Source organism: Aeromonas sp. TECH754 (assembly GCF_056279295.1).
Genome location: NZ_JBWBRA010000001.1, coordinates 2,455,150 through 2,475,610, shown reverse-complemented (window position 1 = coordinate 2,475,610; position 20,461 = coordinate 2,455,150). Strand labels below are relative to the sequence as shown.

Genomic DNA, 20,461 nt, shown 5'->3' with positions numbered 1-20,461 from the left:
TGGTCGTGCCACCGCAAGGTCGGGCCAGCTTGTTGGCTGGTTGCTGGCAGGCCATGCACAGTGGGTTGCCCATCGCTGCATCTTGCCCGGCATCAGACATCACGCCTGTGCTCCATCTGGACCGCTCTGCGGGCGGGGCGACGTTTCAATGTCCATGGCGGCGCAACCAGATCTCGATGTAGCTGCAGGTGGGGATGATCGTCAGTCCCTGTGCCTGGCTCCAGTCGTAGAAGCTGCGTGCCAGCCGGTCGGCTATCCCCTTGCCTCTCAGCGCCGAGGGAACCTGGGTACTGTAGGCCTCGACCCTGCCCGCATCCAGCTGGCGATAGGCGAGGCGGGAGAGCTGGTCGTCCACCACGCAGACGAACTGCTGCTGGTCGGGCTGATGAAGGATGTCACTCATGCTGGCTCCTCGAACGGTGAGAAAAATCATCAGAGCATGCTGGCGGCACTTTGCCAACAGGGCTTTTTGCCTGCCCCCGCTTTGTCGGCGAAGGGCGCTCGCTTACACTGTCTCCGCCTGCGAACGGTCGACAGCCCAAGGTATAGAACAGTTAACAGAGGATGGATCCCATTATGGCCTTCGCCACCCTGGATGCCCTGATAGGCAACACCCCGCTGCTGCGGTTGCAGCGCATCAATCCCCATCCTGGGGTGACCCTGCTGGTCAAGCTGGAGGGTAACAACCCCGCCGGCTCGGTCAAGGACAGGCCGGCGCTGAATCTGATCAAGGCGGCGGAGGCGAGTGGTCACCTGCGGCCTGGCGACAGGCTTATCGAGGCCACCTCCGGCAATACCGGCATAGCGCTGGCCATGGTGGCGGCGGTGCGGGGCTACCGGATGCGGCTCATCATGCCAAGCACCATGAGCCAGGAGCGGCGCGATGCCATGCTGGCCTATGGCGCCGAGCTGGTGCTGGTGGAGAACGGCATGGAGGGGGCGCGGGATCTGGCGCTCGCCATGCAGGCGCGTGGCGAGGGGCTGGTACTCGATCAGTTCAACAACCCGGCCAACCCGGATGCCCACTACCTGTCGACCGGCCCCGAGATCTGGCACCAGAGCGAGGGGGCGATCACTCACTTCGTCTCGGCCATGGGCACCACCGGCACCATCATGGGAGTCTCCCGCTACCTCAAGGAGCAGAACCCGGCCATCGAGGTGATCGGTCTGCAACCGGCAGAGGGCAGCCAGATCCCGGGGATCCGGCGCTGGCCCGCCGCCTATCTGCCCGCCATCTTCGAGCCTGCGCGGGTGGATCGGGTGCTGGACGTGACGCTCGATGAATCCCTCGTCATGATGCGCCGACTGGCGCGCGAAGAGGGGATCTGCTGCGGAGTCAGCTCGGGCGGCGCCGTGGCCGGTGCCTTGCGGGTGGCGGGCGGCCTCGAGCAGGGGGTGGTGGTGGCCATCATCTGCGACAGAGGGGATCGCTACCTCTCCACCGGGGTGTTCACGCCAAGCCCCTGATCCCTCGCGCCATCCTCGAGGGCTGTGCTTGGCGCCACGCCGGCATGGCCCGCTGTCTCACCCAGCTCAATAAGCCGATCGGCTCGTCATTCCCACACCTGCTCCAGCAGCGCCAATAACTGATCCCTGTCGGCATCCTTGCGGTTGTAGAGCAGGGCTCCGTCGTTGATGGCGAGATCCCGGATATCGTTGAGCACGGCCCTGTCGGTTACCCCCGCCTCCGCCAGGGTGCGCGGCAGTCGCACCGCCTTCCACAGGGTATCGCGCAGAGCACACAATGCATCGAGAGTGGCCTGGGGACGCAGGGCGGCCGGGGTGGCGGCGAAGCGCTCGGTGCCGACCAGCGGCAGCAGCAGGCGGGCGAGCTCCTCATCGATCTCGGGCCTGTTGTAATCGAGCACCGTGGGCAGGAACAGATTCATGCACAGGCCGTGGGGCAGGTGGCAGCGGGCCCCCAGGCTGTGACCGAGGGCGTGCACCAGCCCCACCATGGAGTTGGAGAAGGCCATGCCCGCCAGGGTGGATCCTTCCGCCAGTTGCAGCCGCAGCCGGCTATCTTCCGGCCGTTGCAACACCAGGGGCAGGGCGTCTGCTATTTTCTCCACCGCCGCCAGGGCCAGGGCGTCGCTGACCGGATTCCTGGCGTTGCCGATGAAGGCCTCGATGGCATGGGTCATGGCATCCATGGCGGTGGCGGCGGTGATATTGAGCGGCAGTCCCCGGGTGAGGCGCGAGTCCAGCACTGCCAGCCGGGGCAGCAGGAAGGGGGAGGTGAAGGGCACCTTGCGCCCACTTGCTTCGTCTCTTATCACCGCCACCTGGGTGACCTCGGAGCCCGTGCCCGCCGTGGTCGGCACCACCGCCAGCGGCTTGAGCGGTCGGGTCAGGGTGTCAGCCCCGGCATAATCCAGCAGCCGGTCCCCACCCTTTTTCCCATCGCGAGGCGAGAGGGTGGCGAGGATATTGACCGCCTTGGCGGTGTCGATGACGGAGCCACCACCGAGGGCCACCAGGCTGTCACACTGCTGCGCCCGATAGTGGGCGGCGATCTGCTCCACCACTGCGGTGGAGGAATCCGCCGGGATCTCGTCCCAGCTGGCGGCAATCGGCAGCCCGCCCTCGGCCAGCAGTCGGGTCAACAGGGTGGCGAGCCCGCTGTCGGCAACCCCTTTGTCGGTAAGCAGCAGCGGGCGAGTGGCCCCCAGCGCCCGCAATTCGCCGGCCAGCTGTTCCAGTGCCTGCTCTCCCGCCATCAGCTTGACCGGGCAACAGAAATCGTAATAGCGACTCATCTTGTTCATCCTCGTGTTCAACCGGTCAGCAGACCCAGGTAGATGCGGCCGGCGCGGCTCAGCTTGTGGGACGGATTGGGGTAGTGGCGCAGCAATGGCCGCACCATGAAGGCGGGCAGGATCAGGGCCTGCAACTGCTCCAATGCGCGCACCAGCTGCATGGCGACCACCAGATCCCCCTCCACCAGCAGCCGGTTCTCGCAGAACGCCTGATTGATGCCAAGCCGAAAGCTCAGCACCCGAAAGGCGATGGCCGGATGTTTGAAGCACACCCGCAATGGCTGCACCTTGCCATGACCCTGGCGAGGCGTGCCGCAGCGCCAGCGGTCGGCGGCCTTGTGGATGAGCAGCCCTGAGGGCAGGCCGACCACCTCGAGCCGGATGAGGAGCCCGTCGGGCAAGGAGCCGAGTTCACGGCGCACCGCCTCATCGACCCGGGCGGCGCGGCACAGGGTGCGGCCAATGACCCACAGCAGGGCGGCTATCCAGCCACGGCGACCGGCAGCGAGCAGGGCATCAAGCGTCATCCCGGGCCCCCGCAATGGCAGACCAGAACAGGGCGAAGGCATAGGCTTGCCAGTGGGGGTCCTGCCCGTGCTCCGGGGTGTCGACAAACAGCGAGGCGCAGGCCAGAAACTGGCTCTGGCATACCTCCAGTATCAGGGCTTCGGGCGCCTGCATCAGCTCGCCGCTGGCCTGTCCCTGCGCCAGCAGCACCGGCAGAAAGCGCAGGGTGTCCATCAGGATCTGGCTGCGCAGGGATCTGGCCAGCAGCGGGGAGTGAAAGAACCCCAGCACGAACTTGAGCTCATTGGGGTTGGCCTGCATCCAGCCCATCGCCTGGTGCCAGTAGTGGCGAGCTTGCTCCTTGAGCGGCAGGTCGGGATCCGCCTCGCTGATGGCGGCGCCGAGGCGCAACTTGACGTCCTGATAGATCTGCTGGATAAGCAGCTCCTTGCTTGGGAAGTGGTGGAACAGGGTGCCGTTCGCCACCCCAGCTGCCTTGGCGATACGGGCGGTGGCGGCACCCTGCAGGCCATCTTCGGCGCACAGGGTGAGGGCGGCATCCAGGATCTGTCGGCGCTTGTCGGTCATGGGGCTCTCCTAGCGCAGAAACAGGGTCATCATCAGCCGCTGATACCAGCGCCGATAGGGGGGATGGATAAGCCTGCCCGTGCTGAACTTGCCACGGCGCAACACCGTCTTGGCCTTGGAGAAGGTGAGGAAGCCCTCGTGACCGTGGTAGTGGCCCATGCCGGAGGGACCGATGCCGCCGAAGGGGGCATCATCTGCCGCCACCTGGAACAGGCTCTCGTTGATGGCCATGCCACCGGCGTGCGTCTCGCGAGTGACCCTCTCTTGCAGCGCAGGATCCAGGCTCATCAGGTAGAGGGCCAGGGGGCGGGGGCGCGCCGCTATGTAGGCGAGGGCCTCGTCGATGCTGTCGTAGGGGACGAGCGGCAGCAGGGGGCCGAAGATCTCCTGCTGCATCAGCTGGCAGTGGCCGGGCACCTCGGTCAGCAGGTGCGGGGCCAGCCGTTGGTTGGCGTCATCCCGGGCCGGGGAGGCGCAAGGGTGCAGCTCTGCCCCCGCCCGCTCGGCCTCGGCCAGCCAGTCGACGAGCCGGGCATATTGCTGCGCGTTGATGATGGAGCCGTAGTCCGGGCTCGCCAGTCCCTTGGGATAGAGGCGGGCGAAGTGGTTGCGGTAAGCCTCGATAAAGGCCGGCTCTTGTCCTCTGGGCAGCAGCACATAGTCGGGGGCCACGCAGATCTGGCCAGCGTTGAGACTCTTGCCGAAGATCATCCGCTCCACCGCCAGGGTCATGGGCATGTCGGGGGCGATGAGAGACAGGGGCTCTTGCCGCCTAGCTCCAGGGTGAGCGGGGTGAGCTGGGGGGCGGCCGCCGCCATCACCAGCTTGCCCACCGCGGTCCCGCCGGTGAACAGCAGATGATCGAAAGGGAGGGCGCTGAAGGCGGCCGCCAGCCCGGCATCCCCCTCGATGACGACCACCTCGTCCTCGGCGAAAGCCTGAGCCAGCAGGGTGCGCAGCACGGCATTGGTGTGGGGGGTGAACTCGGAGAGTTTGAGCATGGCCCTGTTGCCGGCGGCGATGGCGCTGATGAGGGGACCGAGGCTCAGCATCACCGGGAAGTTCCAGGGCACCATGATGCCGACCACCCCGAGGGGCTGGTAATGCACCTCGACCCTGGCCGGTGCCAGCAGCAGCCCGGCGTGGCGGCGCTGGGGCTTCATCCAGCGCCCTAGCCGTTTGATGCTGTAGTTGATCTGCATGACGCAGGGCAGGATATCGGCGATCAAGGAGTCGTAGTCGCTGCGCTGGCCGTAGTCCCGGGCCAGGGCGTCGCACAGCGGCTGCCGGTGGGCGAGCAGGGCGCGCTTGAGGTGCCGCAGCCGGGTCCGACGGGCATCCAGGCTCGGCATGGGATGGGCGCCACAGGCCTGCTTGAGGCGGAGCAACTGCCCGGGCAGGGAGAACTTGTCGGTTGAGGACTGCATTCGTATCGCTTCCATGGCATGTTTCGCTCGAAAAGTGGCCGACTGATTAGTCGGTCTGACTCTAACGCTTGGTTGCCACATTGTAAATACCATCTCTGGGCCAAGGTATGGGTCTGGTCGTGGGCCTTGGAAACTGTGCTCGGTGCCGCAGTTTCAGGGGATTTTGATTGGTGAATTATCCAATAAGAGGTAGTTGTTGGTTATCAACTACATGGAGAGCAGCATATGACCAGGGAACTGCACAGCCTGTTGGCCCGGCTGGACGATGTGATCGAGCGGATGCCGGAGTGCTTCAACACCTACGAGTTCGCTCAGAAGCTGGCATCGCGACATCAGCGCGAATATTTCGCCGCGGGCTACTCCTTGGCCGAGCAGGAGAAGAACCTGCTGCGGCTGCTGCATCAGAAGATTGCCGAGGCGTTGGCCAGCAGCGACGGAGTGATCGAAGGGGCCCTGTTGCCCTGCATGACCCCCTGGGGCGAGCGGGCGGTCTCACCGCGCTGGCACCGCAAGCATTGAGCTGTCGACCTTCCAATAGCAAAAGGCCCGCCGGGGCCTTTTTCGTCATCAAGATTTCGTTTTCGAGTTGTGGCTATTGTGTCAGGCGTCTGGCCTGCCAGTAGCGGCTGTTCCAGTAGACGTTGTCGAGCCGGGAGCGGATCACCCCCTTGCTGGTGGACGTGTGGATAAACTCCCCCGCCCCGGTGTAGATGCCGACGTGATACTGCTGCCAGCCGGTCTTGAAGAACACCAGATCGCCGTATTGCAGGCGGTAACGATCCACCGGCCTGCCCAGGCTGGCCTGGGATTCCGTGGTTCTGGGCAGGTTGAATCCCAGCACCTGGCTATAGGCGAGCTGGGTGAAGGCGGAGCAGTCGAGACCGGCCCTATCCTCGCCCCCCATGCGATAGGGAACGCCACGCCACTGTTGGTAGAAACCGTCAAAGGCCCCGCTCTGACGGGGGGGCTGTGGTTCTGGCGTGCTGGAGCAGGCGGTGATAAGCAGGGCCAGCAGGGGTGGTAGCAAGGTGCGAAACATCGGAACTCCTTGATAGGACACGCAACCCATCATAGCCAGTGTTGCTGCTTGGAACCTGAATGCCAATAACATAATTGCCGCCTGGCGCAGAAAGGTGCTGCCAGCCACCGGCTATTCAGCCGGCCGCTTGGGCTCTATCAGCGGTGTGAGCAACTCGGCGAGCTTGTAGAAGGTCTGCACCCTGGTCGTGCTGGGACGCCACACCAGACCAATCTCGCGATAGGGCTTCTCTCCCGGCAGAGGGATGGCCACCAGATCCGAGTTGTCGAGGATGCCGGCGTCGATGGCCATCTGCGGCAGGAAGGTGGTACCGAGCCCGGCGCCCACCATCTGCACCAGGGTGTGCAGACTGGTGGCGGCGAACGGGTTGATCTTGCTCTTGTCTCGCAGTCGGCAGGCGCTCACCGCATGCTCGGTCAGGCAGTGCTCCCGCTCCAGCAGGAAGATGCTTTGATTGGGCAGCTCCTTGTAATCAAACGGCATGTGCAGACCCGCCGCCATGTGGGACGGCATCACCATGTGGAAGGGATCTATGCCCACCATCTTGCTGTGAAAACCGCCAATCTCCACCGGCAACGCCAGGATCAGCAGATCGAGCTGCCCCTGCTCCAGCTGCTTGAGCAGGTTGGTGGTGGTATCTTCCCGCAGCAGCAGCTCCAGCTCGGGATATTCCTTGCCGCACACCTGCAGCAGCTTGCTGAGCAGGAAGGGGGCTATGGTGGGGATGCAACCGAGCCGGACTGTGCCGTGCATGACGCCGCCCTGCTGCTGGCCGAGCTCCATCAGATCCCGGGCGTCGGACAGCAGGTTGCGTGCCCGCGCGACGATCTCCATGCCGACCGGCGTCATGATGAAACTCTTGTGATCGCGCTCCACCAGTTGCAGATTCATCATGTCTTCCAGGGTCTGGATCCCGGTACTCAGGGTGGACTGGCTGACATGGCAGGCCTTGGCGGCGCGATTGAAGTTCTTGTGCTCATCGAGAGCGACCAGATATTGCAGCTGTTTCAGGCTGGGCCAACGTTGCATATGCGGGATCCAATCAATGCTATCTATTTGATTTAATTAATCTACCATCGCGTGTTCGGTTTGTCGCCGACATTAGGTGCCTCGCCTGGGGGCGGACCTCTTGCAACGTGATCGCGGTCATTTAATGGACAGATAAAGGGGGGCGAGCCACATGTTCCATGGCCGGCGCCCCTGTCACGGCCGCCGGTTCCCTTCATCTAGTCCGCTGACGAGCCCGGATGGTGGGGAAGGGAGCATAAAAAAACGCGCCTGGGCGCGTTTTTGCTGTGCGATGAGGCAAGGTACCTAGTCGTCAAAGATGCCGAAATGATCCTTGGCGAAGTTGACCCGCTGCTCCACGTTCATCTTGACCTGGCCGAGCTTCTCGATGGTCTTGAGGTTCGGCACCAGACCGCGACCGTTGGCGATCTGGATGGCGAGACCGGGACGGGCGTTGAGCTCCAGCAGCATGGGGCCGCGGAACTTGTCGAGCACCATGTCGGTACCGATGTAGCCAAGCCCTGACATCTCGTAGCAGGAGGCCGCCAGGGTCAGCAGGGTGTCCCAGTGGGGCACCTTGAGGTCGTAGAGATCGAGGCCGGTGTCCGGGTGGTGGCGCAGCGGGTTGCCAAACTGCACCGCCCGCAGTGCACGGCCGGTGCGCAGGCACAGACCCACCCCCACGGCACCCTGGTGCAGGTTCGCCTTGCCGTCGGAGGCCGCGGTGGAGAGCCGCATCATGGCCATCACCGGGAAGCCCTTGAAGATGATCACCCGGGCATCTGGCACCCCTTCGAACGAGTAGCCGTCGAACACATCATCGAAGTTGATGAGGCCTTCCACCAGCGCCACGTCGGGCTTGCCGCCAAGCGAGTAGAGCCCCGCCAGGATGTTGGAGACATGGCGCTCCAGATCCTGACCGTTGCTGGCGCTGCCGTTCGGTTTGTAGAACAGACCGTCTTGCTGGCGCAGGATCACCAGGATCCCCTTGCCGCCGGAGCCGCGGGCCGGCTTGATGCAGAAGCCGGGCCAATCCTTGACCAGTGTCGTGATCCGAGTCACGTCGTGTTGCTCGCGGATGGTGCCGATCAGTTCCGGCACCGTGACCCCTGCATCCAGCGCGATGCGCTTGGTCTGCAGCTTGTCATCCACCAGCGGGTAGAGGCTGCGCGGGTTATAGCGGCTGATGTAGGAGTGGTTGCGCTTGTTCATGCCGAGGATGCCTGCCTGGGACAGGCTCCACGGACTGGTGTATTTCTGCCAGAACCACATCTGTTACTTGTCCTTACCCGGGGTGGCGCCAGACTTCATCTCGTCCACCAGCGGCTTGAAACGCTTCAGTTCGCTCAGTTTGTAGCCGGTGTAGTTACCCATCAGCAACACGGTCGCCATCAGCACCAGCTGCAGGCCGAGGAAGTTGAAGGTCAGATGACGAATAAGCTCGTTATCCATGGCCAGGTAGGCGATCACCGCCACCAGCAGGGAGCCGCCGCCCTGGCGCACCACCTCTTTGGGACCCTCTTCTTCCCACAGGATCGACATCCGCTCTATGGTCCAGGAGAGGATGATCATCGGGAAGAAGGTGATCTTCATGCCGTCGGTCAGCCCCAGCTTGAAGGCAAACGCGGAGAAGATGCCGATCATCGAGATCACCATGATGATGATCGCCGATATTCGGGCGACCAATAGCAGGTTGAGTCGCGACAGGTAGGAGCGAATGATGAGGCCGGTGCCGACGATCAGCAGGAAGCCGATGAGACCGGTGACGAGGGAGGTCTGGATGAAGGCGACCGCGATCAGCACCGGCATGAAGGTACCGGAGGTCTTGATCCCCACCAGCACCCGCAGGAACACCACCATCAGCACGCCGATGGGGATCAGCAACAGACCCTTGAACAGGGCCTGCTCTTCCAGCGGCAGGCTGTGAATGGAGAAGTTCATCATCTCGGATTTTTCGAACTTCTGCGCCAGCGCCACGTTGACCGGCTGTTCCTGCTCGATCATCGAGAAGGTCACCCGGGAGTTGTGGCCACCGGTGACGTCCAGCAGGGCACCGGAGTTGTATTCCCACAGCAGCAGGTTGGCCGGTTGGCCCTGCTCGCCGGTCTGGGGGTTGAACAGCTTGTAGTCGGTCGGGCTGTTGAACACCTGCAGATAGTCCACCAGCTCCTGGCGACGGCGACCGTCTTCCAGGCTGAGGGAGTGCACCACCCGGGCCGGTACGTCGGCGTTGTTGAGCAGCTCGGCAATCAGGTTGGCGCGGCTCTTGTGAGATTTGAGCAGCTCGGCGTTCTGCTCCTGCTTCTCGATCTCCTTGATGATCTCGCGGGTCAGGGTGTAGCCGTCGGCGGAACGCTCCTGGGCGCGCTCCAGGATCTGCTTCATCGCGGTGGCGTAGGGCTCACTCTCGATCTGCTTCTCGATGGCGGGCGGCTGGGGATTGGCGGCCGGTTTGGCATGGGCATCGGCCATCATGTCGACCCGGTAGTAGAGCTCCTGGCGACCGGTGGCGCTGCGGATGGACCACTCGGCGCGGGCATCCCCGTCCTTCTCGACAAACGACAGGCCGTAGCCGGGGCTGGCGGCGTTCTCGTTCATCAGGGTGAACCCGGGCTGGGTGCCCGGAATGGCGAGGGAGGCGATGACGGGTTCGCCGGTCGCCTCGAACTCCAGCTTGGCTTCGATAGACCAGATCTGACGTTTCTCGCCTGGCGTCAACGGCACGTCCAGCGCGACATGGTGATAAAACGTCATTCCCAGGCCGACAATGTACAGCAGGGCGACCAGCAGATAGAACGGCTTACGGGAAACCATGGATTATTTTACATCCTTGAGCTTGGGTTTTGGTTGGATATATTCGCGGGCCACATCGACCACGGCGATGTCTTTGAGGAATTCACGGCCCAGCAGCACCGGGAAGGTCATGTCGCTGCGATCCTTCAGGGTAAATTCGGCTTTCTCGGTCATGTCGCCGATACGCACCGTCAGGCGCACCACGGGACGACGGTCGAGATCGTCGGCGGAGGCCTGGCGCACGCGCACGTGACGCACCAGCGGGGCTTCGATCTGGATCTTGTCGTCCATCTCCTGATGGCTCAGGAAGAAGCGCACCCAGTTCTTGCCGTTGCGCTCGAAGATGGTGATCTCCTGGGCGCTGATGGAGGAGGTGGTGGCGCCGGTATCGACCCGCGCCTGGAAGGCGTCGTTGGCGGCATCGACCCAGATCCACTCCGCTTCACCCACCAGCAGCTTGCCATCGACGGTGTGGCCCTGGCTCGGCGCCTGGCACTTCTCGGTCGGGATGACCATGGGCTTGGGTGGCTCTGGTTGCAGGGTGGCCAGCTTGCTGTCGACTTTCTTCACGGACTCTTTCATGTTGTTGACATCGGTGTTGAGCTGAACCAGCAGGTGCTGTTGCTGCACATACTGCTTCTGTTGCTGTTCCATGGATGTTTGCAGGCGTTGTTCGCTCAGGGTGATCTCGTTGCGAAGTTCGGCCAGCGTCAGGGTCGGGGCCGGGGGCGCTTTCTCCATACTGACACACCCGCCGAGACTGAGCAGGGAGAGCAGGGTCATTCCTTTTAATTTGCTTTTCATGTCATTCATTTAACTGTGCTTCCTGGAATTGGGTCAGTGTAACTTCCACAGCCGCCATCGGCTAGTCTTTGGCCTTCCTGGCGATCAGTACGGCACGTTTGGGTGCCGGGTATCCTTCGACCGTGAGTGCCGGATCGGCGGGATCCAGGTAGTCACTCAGGGATTCATTAATCATCCAGTCGGTACGACGCTGTTCGTCGGTGCTGGTCATATTCTCGTCCACTATCCGCACGTCCTTGAAGCCACAGCGCTCGACCCAGAGTTTGAGCGCCGCGCTCGAGGGGATGAACCAGACGTTGCGCATCTTGCCGTAACGGTCGGTGGGCACCAGCACCTCATTGACGCCGCCGTCGACCACCAGCGTTTCGAGCACCAGCTCGCCATCGTCTTTCAACTGGTTGCGCAGCTGCTCGATGTGCTCGATGGGAGACTTGCGATGATAGAGCACCCCCATGGAGAAGACGGTGTCAAAGGCGCGCAGTTCGGGCAGTTCCTGAATGCCGAGCGGCAGCAGGTGGGCCCGTTGGTCATTGCCGGCAAAGTGGCGAATGGCCTCGAACTGGCAGAGGAACAGCGGGCTGGGATCGATGCCGACCGCGAGTTTTGCGCCGGCGCCGACCATGCGCCACAGGTGGTAGCCGCTGCCACAGCCGACGTCCAGCACATAACGACCGGCCAGCGGACTGATGTGGGGCAGCACCCGATCCCACTTCCAGTCGGAGCGCCACTCTGTGTCGATGTGGATGCCGTGCACGTGGAAGGGGCCCTTGCGCCAGGGCATGAACTGGCGCAGCAGGCTCTCGGTCTTCTTGCGCTCCCCCTCGCCCAGGCTGTCGGCGCTGCCGATCTCGACCCGCTCGACTAGCTCGACATGGCCGGGAGCAATGCCCGGCAGCTTGTTGAGGGCACGGTTCCAGCGCGGCAGATCCCCGTGCAGGTTGTCATGTTGCCAGGCGTGCAACTGGGCGGGCAGGGTATGCAGCCAGTGGCTCAAGCGGTTCTTGGCGATCAGTTGGTAAAAATTGGCGAAGTCGATCATGGCTTATTGGGCGTCGCTGGCTTTGATGGCAATCATGGAGCCGAAGTTGAAGCACTGGAACCAGAGATCTTGGTGGGCGAAGCCCGCCTTGCGCAGGCGCGCCTGGTGCACGGCCAGGGTGTCGGTGCGCATCACGTTTTCCAGCGCGTTGCGCTTCTGGCTGATTTCCAGCTCGCTGTAACCGTTGGCACGCTTGAAGTCCAGATGCAGATCGATGAGCAGCTCGTTGACTTGGGCATCCTCGAAGCGGAACTTCTCGCTCAGGATCAGGATGCCGCCGGGGCGCAGGCCATCAAAGATGCGTTGGATGAGGGCGGCTCGCTTGTCGGGATCGACGAATTGCAGGGTGAAGTTGAGCACCACCACAGAGGCGTTCTCGATGGCGATGTCGCAGATGTCCGCCTCGATGAGCTCGACCGGCACCTCGGACTTGAAACCCGACAGATGCGCGCGAGCGCGTTCGATCATGGGATGGGACAGGTCGACCGCAGTGATCTGGCAGCCCGGCTGCGCCACGTGACGGCGCATGGCCTGGGTGGCGGCACCCAGCGAACAGCCGAGGTCATAGAGACGGCTGCCTGGTTGGGCGTAGCGGGCAGCCATCATGCCGATGGCGGAGATGATGTTGCTGTAGCCCGGCACGGATCGCTGGATCATGTCGGGGAACACATCGACGACCTGTTCGTCAAAACAAAAATCCCCCAGGCGGGCGATCGGGGCGGCAAAAATCTGGTCTTTGATATGCATGCTGACACAACCTGACAACCGGTGCGCGAACCGGTTGTTTTGTTCAATGGAATCTTGGCTGGACGCCCATCGACATGGCGTCGTCACCGGTTTGCAAACGGGATGGCGGGCCTTGAGATCCTTCGAGCCTGTCCCGTTCGAAACGGGCCATCGTCCTGGCCCTTATCCGGAGCCGGGTTATCGGTTGCAATCTATCGCAACGAATTAACGACCGGGCTCTCACATGGGGCGCTAGTGTAGTGGATTGACTGGCGTTTGTCTTGACGCCAACCCCGCCCGAGCCACAAAAAACGGCTTTTTTTATACCCGGCCGGGGGCCGTTAAAATGGCTGGCTACTAAAAATACAGCCGCGCTTTTCGGTCCGGGTTAAAAGCCCAGCGAGCCCTGGCGCGCGCGATCGTTTTCCCCCGGCCAGGGGGCCATTTGCTGGCCGAGCAGACGGCTTATCTGGCGGGCCAGCTCCGGTGCCTGGGCATTGTCGGCGGTGTGGATGAAGAGGTAGAGATCCTTGCCCTCGGCCAGCCACTGTTGCCAGCGAGGCAGCCAGGGGGGCAGGAAGGGATGATTGGCGGCCGGATCCGGCAAGCCGATCAGCCGCACCACCGGAGCTTGCGCCGTGGCGAGCAGGTGCACCGGCAGCCTGGGCTTCTTGCCTTGGGCGTCGATCATGGCGGCCGTGGCGGCAGGCACCGAGAACAGCGGCCGGCTGTCGAGCATGATGCGGTTGATGCCGCGGGCCATCAGCAGCCGATTGAGGGCGCGCTCCGCCTCGCCCTTGGCGAAGAAATCGGGGTGACGCACCTCGAGGGCATAGGTGAACTCCTTTGGCAGGCGCTCGAAGAAGGCGGCAAGCCGCGGCAGGCCGGCGGGGCCGAAGCGGGCGGGCAACTGCAACTTGAGCAGCCCCAGCTTGGGGTGTAGCGGGCCGAGCAGGTGGATGAAGTTGCTGATCAGCTTGTCGACGCTGACCAAGTCACTCTGGTGGCTGATGGTTTGCGGAAACTTGAAACTGAAGCGAAAGGTGTCGGGTACCGCATCGGCCCAGCGTCTGACCGTGTCCGGGGTTGGCGAGGCGTAGAAGGTGGTGTTGCCTTCCACCGTATTGAACACCCGGGCATAGTGGGCGAGGTGTTCGGCGGGCTTGGCTCCCACGCCCAGAAGTTGACCGGGCCAGGCCGGGTGCGACCACTGCGGCAGACCCAAATAGAGGCTCATCGCGACTCCTGTCTGCGGGTTGATCGTGTTTTGCTCTGCTTTTTTGCGCCAGGACAAGAAAAAACAGGGCAAAGGAGGCTGCGGGCTATTTTACCCAAATAGGGGTTTTCCTCTATAATGCCAACCCTTTTGTTTGCCAATTTGTTGTGACTCATGCGGTCGTGCGCCTATGGTGGCGACGATGGCAGCCATGAACTGGCTAAACAACGATGCTTGCCGATGTCCTCGCTCCGACTCCTTGACCCCTTATCGGTCACGTAGCTCGAGCCAACATGGGCGGCATAGTGGCGGCAAGTATTCGGCTCAAGAGGAGCCGGATGGTACGAGATTGATTTCAATCCGGGTAAGAAGCAGGATCTGGCCAGCTGTGAGACAGGCGGTGCTTGCCAGTCGTGCCCGGCGACCCAAAACCGTCTCTCTACAATTTCGAAGGAAGAAGTCCATGCGCTCTATCTATTGCGGACAGGTCAATGAGGCCCATGCCGGGCAGACCATTACATTGTGCGGTTGGGTCCATCGTCGTCGTGACTTGGGCGGTCTGATCTTTATCGACATGCGTGACCGGGAAGGGATCGTGCAGGTGTTCTTCGATCCGGACAAGCCGGATGCCTTCGCCCTGGCCTCTGAGCTGCGCGGTGAGTTCTGCATCCAGGTGACCGGCGTGGTCCGCTCGCGCCCCGAGTCCCAGCGCAACAACGACATGGCCACCGGCGCCATCGAGGTGTTTGCCCACGAGTTGACCATCATCAACCGCGCCGAGCCGTTGCCCCTCGACTTCAACCAGGTCAACAGCGAAGAGATCAGCCTCAAGTATCGCTACCTGGACCTGCGCCGTCCCGAGATGGCCAAGTACCTGAAGACCCGTGCCAAGGCCAGCGCCTTCGTGCGCCGCTTCATGGACGAGCAGGGTTTCCTCGACATCGAGACCCCGATGCTGACCAAGGCCACCCCGGAAGGCGCCCGTGACTACCTGGTGCCGAGCCGTGTTCACAAGGGCAAGTTCTACGCCCTGCCGCAGTCCCCGCAGCTGTTCAAGCAGTTGCTGATGATGTCCGGCTTCGATCGCTACTACCAGATCGTCAAGTGCTTCCGTGATGAAGACTTGCGCGCCGACCGTCAGCCTGAATTCACCCAGATCGACGTGGAGACCTCCTTCATGACCGCACCCCAGGTGCGCGAGCTGATGGAAGAGATGATCCGCCAGTTGTGGCAACACGTGCTGGCCGTCGACTTGGGCAACTTCCCGGTGATGACCTTCGACGAAGCCATGCGCCGCTTCGGCTCCGACAAGCCTGACTTGCGCCTGCCGATGGAGCTGGTGGACGTGGCAGACCTGCTGACTGCGGTCGAATTCGCCGTGTTCGCCGGCCCGGCCAATGACCCCAAAGGCCGTGTGGCAGCCCTGAAAGTGCCGGGCGGCGCCGAGCTGTCTCGCAAGCAGATCGACGAGTACACCAAATTTGTCGGCATCTACGGTGCCAAGGGGCTGGCCTGGATGAAGGTCAACACCGCCGCCAACGGCCTCGAGGGCGTACAGTCTCCGGTCGCCAAGTTCCTGAACGACGAGATCGTGCGCGAGATGCTGGCCCGTACCGGCGCGGCCGATGGCGACATCCTCTTCTTCGGCGCCGACAGCAAGAAGGTGGTCTGCGACGCCATGGGCGCCCTGCGTCTGAAGGTGGGTCGTGACCTGGGTCTGGTGGAGCAGTGCTGGAAACCGCTGTGGGTCATCGACTTCCCCATGTTCGAGGAAGACAGCGAAGGCGGCCTGGCGGCCATGCACCACCCCTTCACCGCACCGAGCAATCTGAGCGCGAGCGAGCTGAAAGTGAACCCGCTGAGCGCCTACGCCAACGCCTACGACATGGTGATCAACGGTTACGAAGTGGGGGGCGGTTCGGTCCGTATCCACAACAGCGAGATGCAGTCCACCGTGTTCGACATCCTGGGGATCACCCCGGACGAGCAGCGCCTGAAGTTTGGCTTCCTGCTGGATGCGCTGAAATACGGTACCCCGCCGCACGCCGGCCTGGCCTTCGGTCTGGATCGTCTGAGCATGCTGCTGACCGGCACCGACAACATCCGTGACGTGATTGCCTTCCCGAAAACCACCGCGGCCGCCTGTCTGATGACGGACGCCCCGAGCTTTGCCAACCAGGCCCAGCTGACCGAGCTGGCCATCGCGACCGTCGCCAAGGCCGATGCCAAGGCGGATGTCGAAGGCGCTGAATAAACCAGATGGGCCGCACTTGCGGCCCGTTTAATTCGAACTATCTGATTGATTTATAAGTATAACGGAGAGTTTCTATGGCAGGTCACAGCAAATGGGCCAACATCAAGCACCGCAAGGCGGCACAAGATGCCAAGCGCGGTAAAATCTTCACCAAGCTGATCCGTGAAATCACCACCTCGGCCCGCATCGGCGATCCGGATCCTGCCAACAACCCGCGCCTGCGCGCGGCGGTGACGGCGGCCCTGACCAGCAACATGACCCGCGAAACCATCAATCGCGCCATCGCCCGTGGCGCCGGTGGTGGCGATGGCGAGCAGCTCGAAACCATCGTCTACGAAGGCTATGGCCCGGCTGGTTCCGCCGTGATGGTGGAGTGCCTGACCGACAACCGTAACCGTACCGTGGCCGAAGTGCGTCACGCCTTCAGCAAGAGCGGCGGCAACCTGGGCACCGACGGCTCCGTGGCCTACCTGTTCAGCAAGAAGGGGCTGCTGACCTTCGTCGGTGTGGATGAAGACGCTCTGATGGACGCGGCATTGGAAGCCGGTGCCGATGACGTGGTCACCGAAGAAGATGGCTCCATCGAGGTGTACACCACCCCGAATGATTTCGGTTCCGTGCTGGATGCGCTGGAAGCCGCCGGCTTCAAGCCTGAGAACGCCGAAGTAACCATGATCCCCTCCACCGAAGCCGAGCTGGATGCCGAGACTGCGCCCAAGCTGATGCGTCTCATCGACATGCTCGAGGATCTGGACGACGTGCAAGAGGTGTATCACAACGGCTCCATCTCCGACGAAGTCGCGGCCACCCTCTAACTGCAGCGGCACTGAGCCGATCGCCGTGATGCACTGAGCATCCACTGGCAAACGCGAATGCAAACGGCAGCCCTGAGCTGCCGTTTTTTTTATGTCTTATTTTTGTCTTGAAAGTGTCATTGGGATTCAATCTATCCCTTTTTTGGTCATCTCTTAATTCCCGCTTAAGTTTGCCTTCTTATGCTCACCCTGTATCCGGGCCGCTGTGCCCATCACCTTTCGTTTGCTCGGGATGAGAGACAGGTGACTGGGATGCCCAAAACTGAGCCCCCATGCAGGGCCTCAAGATCTACTGGCTTGTCGGAGTATTGCTATGCGTCTCACTCTGGGAGTGATGAAGGTCAACCTGTTGCTGGTGCTGCTGTTTGCACTGGTCTTCAACTGGCCCATCTTCCTGCACTTTTACCGTATTCTCACTGAGCTTGAACACGTCAAGGCGGGCTTTGCTCTCTCGATCCCCTTCGTGCTGATGGCGGCGCTCAACGCAGTCTTTCTGCCGTTCACCTTCAAGTATCTGCTCAAGCCATTCTTCGCCTTGTTGATCATGACGGGTTCCATCGTCAGCTATGCGATGCTGAAATACGGCATCATCTTCGACGCCGGCATGATACAGAACGTCATCGAGACCAACCGCGGGGAGGCATCCTCCTACCTCAATCTCTCGATCATGCTCTGGTTCTTGCTGACTGCAGTGCTGCCGGTGCTCTGCCTGTTGCTCATCAAGATTGAATACCCGAGCTCCTGGCTCAAGGGGCTCGGCCTGCGCCTCGGGGGCATCGCGCTCTCCTTGCTGTTCCTGTTCGGGGTTGGCGCCCTCTATTACCAGGATTACGCCTCGGTCGGGCGCAACAACCACAGCCTGCTCAAGGAAATCGTACCTTCCAACTATGTCGGGGGCGTCTATCGCTATGCCCGGGACGTGCTGTTCGCCACCCCCGTCCCTTACGAACCGATCGGTACCGATGCCAGAGTGGTGAGCAAGAGCGACAAACCGACCCTGATGTTCCTGGTGGTCGGCGAGACGGCGCGCAGCAAGAACTACTCCCTCAACGGCTACGAGAAGGAGACCAACGGCTTTACCGGCAAGGAGCAGGGGCTGGTCTCGTTCAAGGATGTGCGTTCCTGTGGCACCGCCACGGCGGTCTCTGTACCCTGCATGTTCTCCAACCTGACTCGCCATGAATACGATGAAACGGTGGCCAAATCCCGAGATGGTCTGCTGGATGTGCTGCAGCACGCCGGTGTCTCGGTGCTGTGGAAGGAAAATGACGGTGGTTGCAAAGGGGTGTGCAAAAATGTACCCACCATCGAGATCCAGCCCAAGCAGTTCCCCGACTACTGCCAGGGTGACTCCTGCTATGACGAGGTATTGCTGCAGGGGCTGGATCAGCAGATCAGCGACATGAAGAGCGGTAACAAGGTGGTCGCTTTCCACCTGATGGGCAGCCATGGCCCGACCTACTATCGCCGCTACCCGGCCGCCGCTCGCTTCTTCCTGCCGGACTGCCCGCGCAGCGACATCGAAAACTGCAGCAACGAGGAGCTGGTCAATACCTATGACAACACCATTCGCTATACCGACAAGGTGCTGTCCCAGCTCATCGCCAAGCTTAAGACCCTGGAGAGCCAGTACAACGTGGGGCTGGTCTATTTGTCGGATCACGGTGAATCCTTAGGCGCCATGGGGCTCTATCTGCACGGCACACCCTACAAGTTCGCACCGGACGATCAGACCCGGGTGCCACTGCTGACCTGGTTCTCGCCCCAGTTGCAGAGCGATCGCCAGCTGGATCAGAAATGTCTGCGCCAGGAGGCGGGCAGCAAGCGCTTCTCCCACGACAACCTGTTCCACTCCATGCTCGGTATCATGGATGTACAGACCAAGGTGTACGATGGCGCGCTGGATATGTTCAAGCCCTGCCGCGGGGGCTGAGTCTGAGTCGATATCCACAGATAAAAATGGCAGCCGATGGGCTGCCATTTTTATTGGCAGAAGGGCGCTGGGACTTTTCCGCCCTGATGATTCGCAGGCCAGATATGTAGCAGTCGAACTGGGTTGATAAGCGTGCGGTCTTTGGGCCTATGGACCCGATAAGATAGACGGCAAGCTGGAGGCGGTGGTTGTGTTGCCGGGAGACGAGCGGGGAGGACGTTGGTCGGTGCCTGGTTAGATTATTTGGCCATGGAATCAACACTGGGTAGCCACTTTGTGATGGGAAATAGCAAAAAGGCAGCCGAGGCTGCCTTTTTATTGAGTCATAAAGGAGAAAACTACTTCTGCTCCATGATGATCTGCAGCAGATCCCCTTCCAGCAGGGAGCGTTTGACCAGCGCGAAGCCACCGATGGTGGGCTGGTTCTGGAAGCGCGCCTTCACGATGGGCAGGCCACGGTGGAAGCTCGGCAGGGATTGATGCTCGACGCAGCGGCGAATGGCCGGGATCAGGATCTCCTCGGCGGCGGTGATTTCACCGGCGATCAGCACCTTCTGCGGGTTGAACAGGTTGACCGTGATGGCGATGGCCCGGCCCAGATGTTCTCCCACGTTTTCGATCACGCTGCGGGCCAGTTCATCTCCCGCCACCGCGGCCTTGCACACCTCCTGGATGGTGATGTGCTTCTCTTGCAGGCTGCTCAGATGGCCACGGCTGATGAGCTCCTTGACCTTGTCGACGATGGCCTCGTTGGAGGCGATGGTCTCGAGGCAGCCGAAGTTGCCGCAGTGGCAGCGTTTGCCGAGGGGTTCGACCTGGATGTGGCCAATTTCACCGACGTTGCGGTTCTGGCCGAGGAACACCTTGCCCTTGGTGATGATGCCGGAGCCGGTGCCCTGGTGCACGCTCACCAGGATGGAGTCCATGCAGTCACGGGACTCGCCGAAGAAGTGCTCGGCCAGCGCCAGTGAGCGGGTATCGTTGCCCACGTAGCAAGGCAGGTTGAAGTGGTGCTCCAGCAGCTTGGCCAACCCCAGGTTGCGGATCTGATAGGTGGGGGTATAGATGACCATGCCGGATTCCGGATTGATCAGACCAGGCATGGTCAGCGCGACACTGATGAGGTTGCGGCTGCGCTCGCTGTTGGCGTCGATGAAGGCGCCAATTTCCCGCAGCAGCATGTCGACCACGGGCTGTTGCTCGATCTCGGTCACCTCGGTGATGTGCTGATCGAGCTCCTTGCCATCGAGATCATACAGGCTCAGCTGCAGGTAACCGCGGCCAAGCTTGGCAGAAACAAACTGAAAGCGATGCTTGATGGTGGTCAGGGAGATGGCGCGCCGTCCACCGGTGGAGGCCTGCGGCGAGGTCTCCCTGATCAGCCCATGTTCGATCAGTTGCCGGGTGATCTTGGTCACGCTGGCCGGGGCCAGCTGACTCAGTTCGGCAATTTTGACGCGAGAGATGGGCCCTTGCAGGTCAATGAGTCGATAGACGACCGCACTGTTCACCTGCTTGATAAGATCTACGTTTGCTATTTGTCCGCCAGTCAT

General features: G+C 61.9%; 18 protein-coding genes and 1 pseudogene. 5 read left to right on the top strand and 14 right to left on the bottom strand.

What is annotated here, in order from left to right; translation table 11 throughout:
- Nucleotides 1-145: 145 nt before the first annotated feature.
- Complete coding sequence (locus tag ACZ9IL_RS10920; RefSeq protein ID WP_476003538.1) at nt 146-403, bottom strand: GNAT family N-acetyltransferase; 258 nt, start codon at nt 401-403, stop codon at nt 146-148.
- Between the two features lie 161 nt (nt 404-564).
- Here ACZ9IL_RS10920 and cysM point away from each other — a divergent pair, with 161 nt between their 5' ends.
- Entirely contained in the window at nt 565-1,467 is a 903-nt protein-coding gene (gene cysM / locus ACZ9IL_RS10915) for a cysteine synthase CysM (protein WP_476003537.1), read from the top strand.
- An 86-nt stretch (nt 1,468-1,553) separates the two neighbouring features.
- Here the strand turns inward: cysM and ACZ9IL_RS10910 are convergent, their stop codons facing one another.
- The 4 genes and pseudogenes from ACZ9IL_RS10910 to ACZ9IL_RS10895 form a co-directional block, all read right to left on the bottom strand.
- Nucleotides 1,554-2,759 (bottom strand): iron-containing alcohol dehydrogenase, encoded by a 1,206-nt coding sequence (locus tag ACZ9IL_RS10910; RefSeq protein ID WP_476003536.1) that lies wholly within the window; start codon nt 2,757-2,759, stop codon nt 1,554-1,556.
- Between the two features lie 17 nt (nt 2,760-2,776).
- Nucleotides 2,777-3,286: a hypothetical protein gene (locus ACZ9IL_RS10905; RefSeq protein ID WP_476003535.1), complete on the bottom strand. Its 510-nt coding sequence runs from the start codon at nt 3,284-3,286 to the stop codon at nt 2,777-2,779.
- Complete coding sequence (locus ACZ9IL_RS10900) at nt 3,276-3,854, bottom strand: TetR/AcrR family transcriptional regulator (protein ID WP_476003534.1); 579 nt, start codon at nt 3,852-3,854, stop codon at nt 3,276-3,278. The genes ACZ9IL_RS10905 and ACZ9IL_RS10900 overlap by 11 nt, the downstream gene beginning before the upstream one ends.
- A gap of 9 nt (nt 3,855-3,863) precedes the next feature.
- Nucleotides 3,864-5,296 (bottom strand): annotated as a pseudogene (locus ACZ9IL_RS10895) (coniferyl aldehyde dehydrogenase).
- Nucleotides 5,297-5,506: 210 nt separating this feature from the next.
- Here ACZ9IL_RS10895 and ACZ9IL_RS10890 point away from each other — a divergent pair.
- A complete protein-coding gene (locus tag ACZ9IL_RS10890) occupies nt 5,507-5,800 on the top strand; it encodes a hypothetical protein (protein ID WP_476003533.1) in 294 nt (97 codons plus the stop codon).
- A gap of 73 nt (nt 5,801-5,873) precedes the next feature.
- On the opposite strand, the gene ACZ9IL_RS10885 is transcribed toward ACZ9IL_RS10890, so the two are convergent.
- From ACZ9IL_RS10885 to ACZ9IL_RS10850, 8 genes are all read right to left on the bottom strand, one after another.
- Nucleotides 5,874-6,320 carry a C40 family peptidase gene (locus ACZ9IL_RS10885; protein ID WP_476003532.1) on the bottom strand — a complete coding sequence of 149 codons (447 nt, stop codon included), beginning with the start codon at nt 6,318-6,320 and terminating at the stop codon, nt 5,874-5,876.
- A gap of 111 nt (nt 6,321-6,431) precedes the next feature.
- Nucleotides 6,432-7,349, bottom strand: coding sequence for a hydrogen peroxide-inducible genes activator (locus ACZ9IL_RS10880; RefSeq protein ID WP_476003531.1), 918 nt, complete (start codon nt 7,347-7,349; stop codon nt 6,432-6,434).
- 285 nt (nt 7,350-7,634) lie between these two features.
- Nucleotides 7,635-8,600 (bottom strand): alpha-L-glutamate ligase-like protein, encoded by a 966-nt coding sequence (locus ACZ9IL_RS10875; RefSeq protein WP_476003530.1) that lies wholly within the window; start codon nt 8,598-8,600, stop codon nt 7,635-7,637.
- A gap of 3 nt (nt 8,601-8,603) precedes the next feature.
- A complete protein-coding gene (locus ACZ9IL_RS10870) occupies nt 8,604-10,142 on the bottom strand; it encodes an inactive transglutaminase family protein (protein ID WP_476003529.1) in 1,539 nt (512 codons plus the stop codon).
- Between the two features lie 3 nt (nt 10,143-10,145).
- Complete coding sequence (locus tag ACZ9IL_RS10865) at nt 10,146-10,934, bottom strand: ATP-dependent zinc protease family protein (protein ID WP_476003528.1); 789 nt, start codon at nt 10,932-10,934, stop codon at nt 10,146-10,148.
- A gap of 52 nt (nt 10,935-10,986) precedes the next feature.
- Nucleotides 10,987-11,964 carry a tRNA 5-methoxyuridine(34)/uridine 5-oxyacetic acid(34) synthase CmoB gene (gene cmoB / locus ACZ9IL_RS10860; protein WP_476003527.1) on the bottom strand — a complete coding sequence of 326 codons (978 nt, stop codon included), beginning with the start codon at nt 11,962-11,964 and terminating at the stop codon, nt 10,987-10,989.
- A 3-nt stretch (nt 11,965-11,967) separates the two neighbouring features.
- Complete coding sequence (cmoA, locus tag ACZ9IL_RS10855; protein WP_476003526.1) at nt 11,968-12,711, bottom strand: carboxy-S-adenosyl-L-methionine synthase CmoA; 744 nt, start codon at nt 12,709-12,711, stop codon at nt 11,968-11,970.
- A 367-nt stretch (nt 12,712-13,078) separates the two neighbouring features.
- A complete protein-coding gene (locus tag ACZ9IL_RS10850; protein ID WP_476003525.1) occupies nt 13,079-13,927 on the bottom strand; it encodes a DUF72 domain-containing protein in 849 nt (282 codons plus the stop codon).
- Between the two features lie 442 nt (nt 13,928-14,369).
- On the opposite strand from ACZ9IL_RS10850, the gene aspS reads away from it, so the two are divergent.
- The 3 genes from aspS to ACZ9IL_RS10835 all read left to right on the top strand — a co-directional run bounded on the left by aspS (nt 14,370) and on the right by ACZ9IL_RS10835 (nt 18,908).
- The gene (aspS, locus tag ACZ9IL_RS10845) at nt 14,370-16,160 is read left to right on the top strand and encodes an aspartate--tRNA ligase (protein WP_476003524.1); all 1,791 of its coding nucleotides are present in this window, start codon (nt 14,370-14,372) and stop codon (nt 16,158-16,160) included.
- Nucleotides 16,161-16,234: 74 nt separating this feature from the next.
- On the top strand, nt 16,235-16,975 hold the full coding sequence (locus ACZ9IL_RS10840; RefSeq protein WP_476003523.1) for a YebC/PmpR family DNA-binding transcriptional regulator: 741 nt from the start codon (nt 16,235-16,237) through the stop codon (nt 16,973-16,975).
- Nucleotides 16,976-17,288: 313 nt separating this feature from the next.
- The gene (locus ACZ9IL_RS10835; protein WP_476003522.1) at nt 17,289-18,908 is read left to right on the top strand and encodes a phosphoethanolamine transferase; all 1,620 of its coding nucleotides are present in this window, start codon (nt 17,289-17,291) and stop codon (nt 18,906-18,908) included.
- Between the two features lie 338 nt (nt 18,909-19,246).
- Here the strand turns inward: ACZ9IL_RS10835 and nagC are convergent, their stop codons facing one another.
- Nucleotides 19,247-20,461 carry a DNA-binding transcriptional regulator NagC gene (nagC, locus tag ACZ9IL_RS10830; protein WP_476003521.1) on the bottom strand — a complete coding sequence of 405 codons (1,215 nt, stop codon included), beginning with the start codon at nt 20,459-20,461 and terminating at the stop codon, nt 19,247-19,249.

Coding starts and splice junctions, on each gene's coding strand:
- ACZ9IL_RS10920 (WP_476003538.1), bottom strand. CDS start 403: ATGAGTGACATCCTTCATCAGCCCGACCAGCAGCAGTTCGTCTGCGTG.
- cysM (WP_476003537.1), top strand. CDS start 565: ATGGATCCCATTATGGCCTTCGCCACCCTGGATGCCCTGATAGGCAAC.
- ACZ9IL_RS10910 (WP_476003536.1), bottom strand. CDS start 2,759: ATGAGTCGCTATTACGATTTCTGTTGCCCGGTCAAGCTGATGGCGGGA.
- ACZ9IL_RS10905 (WP_476003535.1), bottom strand. CDS start 3,286: ATGACGCTTGATGCCCTGCTCGCTGCCGGTCGCCGTGGCTGGATAGCC.
- ACZ9IL_RS10900 (WP_476003534.1), bottom strand. CDS start 3,854: ATGACCGACAAGCGCCGACAGATCCTGGATGCCGCCCTCACCCTGTGC.
- ACZ9IL_RS10890 (WP_476003533.1), top strand. CDS start 5,507: ATGACCAGGGAACTGCACAGCCTGTTGGCCCGGCTGGACGATGTGATC.
- ACZ9IL_RS10885 (WP_476003532.1), bottom strand. CDS start 6,320: ATGTTTCGCACCTTGCTACCACCCCTGCTGGCCCTGCTTATCACCGCC.
- ACZ9IL_RS10880 (WP_476003531.1), bottom strand. CDS start 7,349: ATGCAACGTTGGCCCAGCCTGAAACAGCTGCAATATCTGGTCGCTCTC.
- ACZ9IL_RS10875 (WP_476003530.1), bottom strand. CDS start 8,600: ATGTGGTTCTGGCAGAAATACACCAGTCCGTGGAGCCTGTCCCAGGCA.
- ACZ9IL_RS10870 (WP_476003529.1), bottom strand. CDS start 10,142: ATGGTTTCCCGTAAGCCGTTCTATCTGCTGGTCGCCCTGCTGTACATT.
- ACZ9IL_RS10865 (WP_476003528.1), bottom strand. CDS start 10,934: ATGAATGACATGAAAAGCAAATTAAAAGGAATGACCCTGCTCTCCCTG.
- cmoB (WP_476003527.1), bottom strand. CDS start 11,964: ATGATCGACTTCGCCAATTTTTACCAACTGATCGCCAAGAACCGCTTG.
- cmoA (WP_476003526.1), bottom strand. CDS start 12,711: ATGCATATCAAAGACCAGATTTTTGCCGCCCCGATCGCCCGCCTGGGG.
- ACZ9IL_RS10850 (WP_476003525.1), bottom strand. CDS start 13,927: ATGAGCCTCTATTTGGGTCTGCCGCAGTGGTCGCACCCGGCCTGGCCC.
- aspS (WP_476003524.1), top strand. CDS start 14,370: ATGCGCTCTATCTATTGCGGACAGGTCAATGAGGCCCATGCCGGGCAG.
- ACZ9IL_RS10840 (WP_476003523.1), top strand. CDS start 16,235: ATGGCAGGTCACAGCAAATGGGCCAACATCAAGCACCGCAAGGCGGCA.
- ACZ9IL_RS10835 (WP_476003522.1), top strand. CDS start 17,289: ATGCGTCTCACTCTGGGAGTGATGAAGGTCAACCTGTTGCTGGTGCTG.
- nagC (WP_476003521.1), bottom strand. CDS start 20,461: ATGACTGGCGGACAAATAGCAAACGTAGATCTTATCAAGCAGGTGAAC.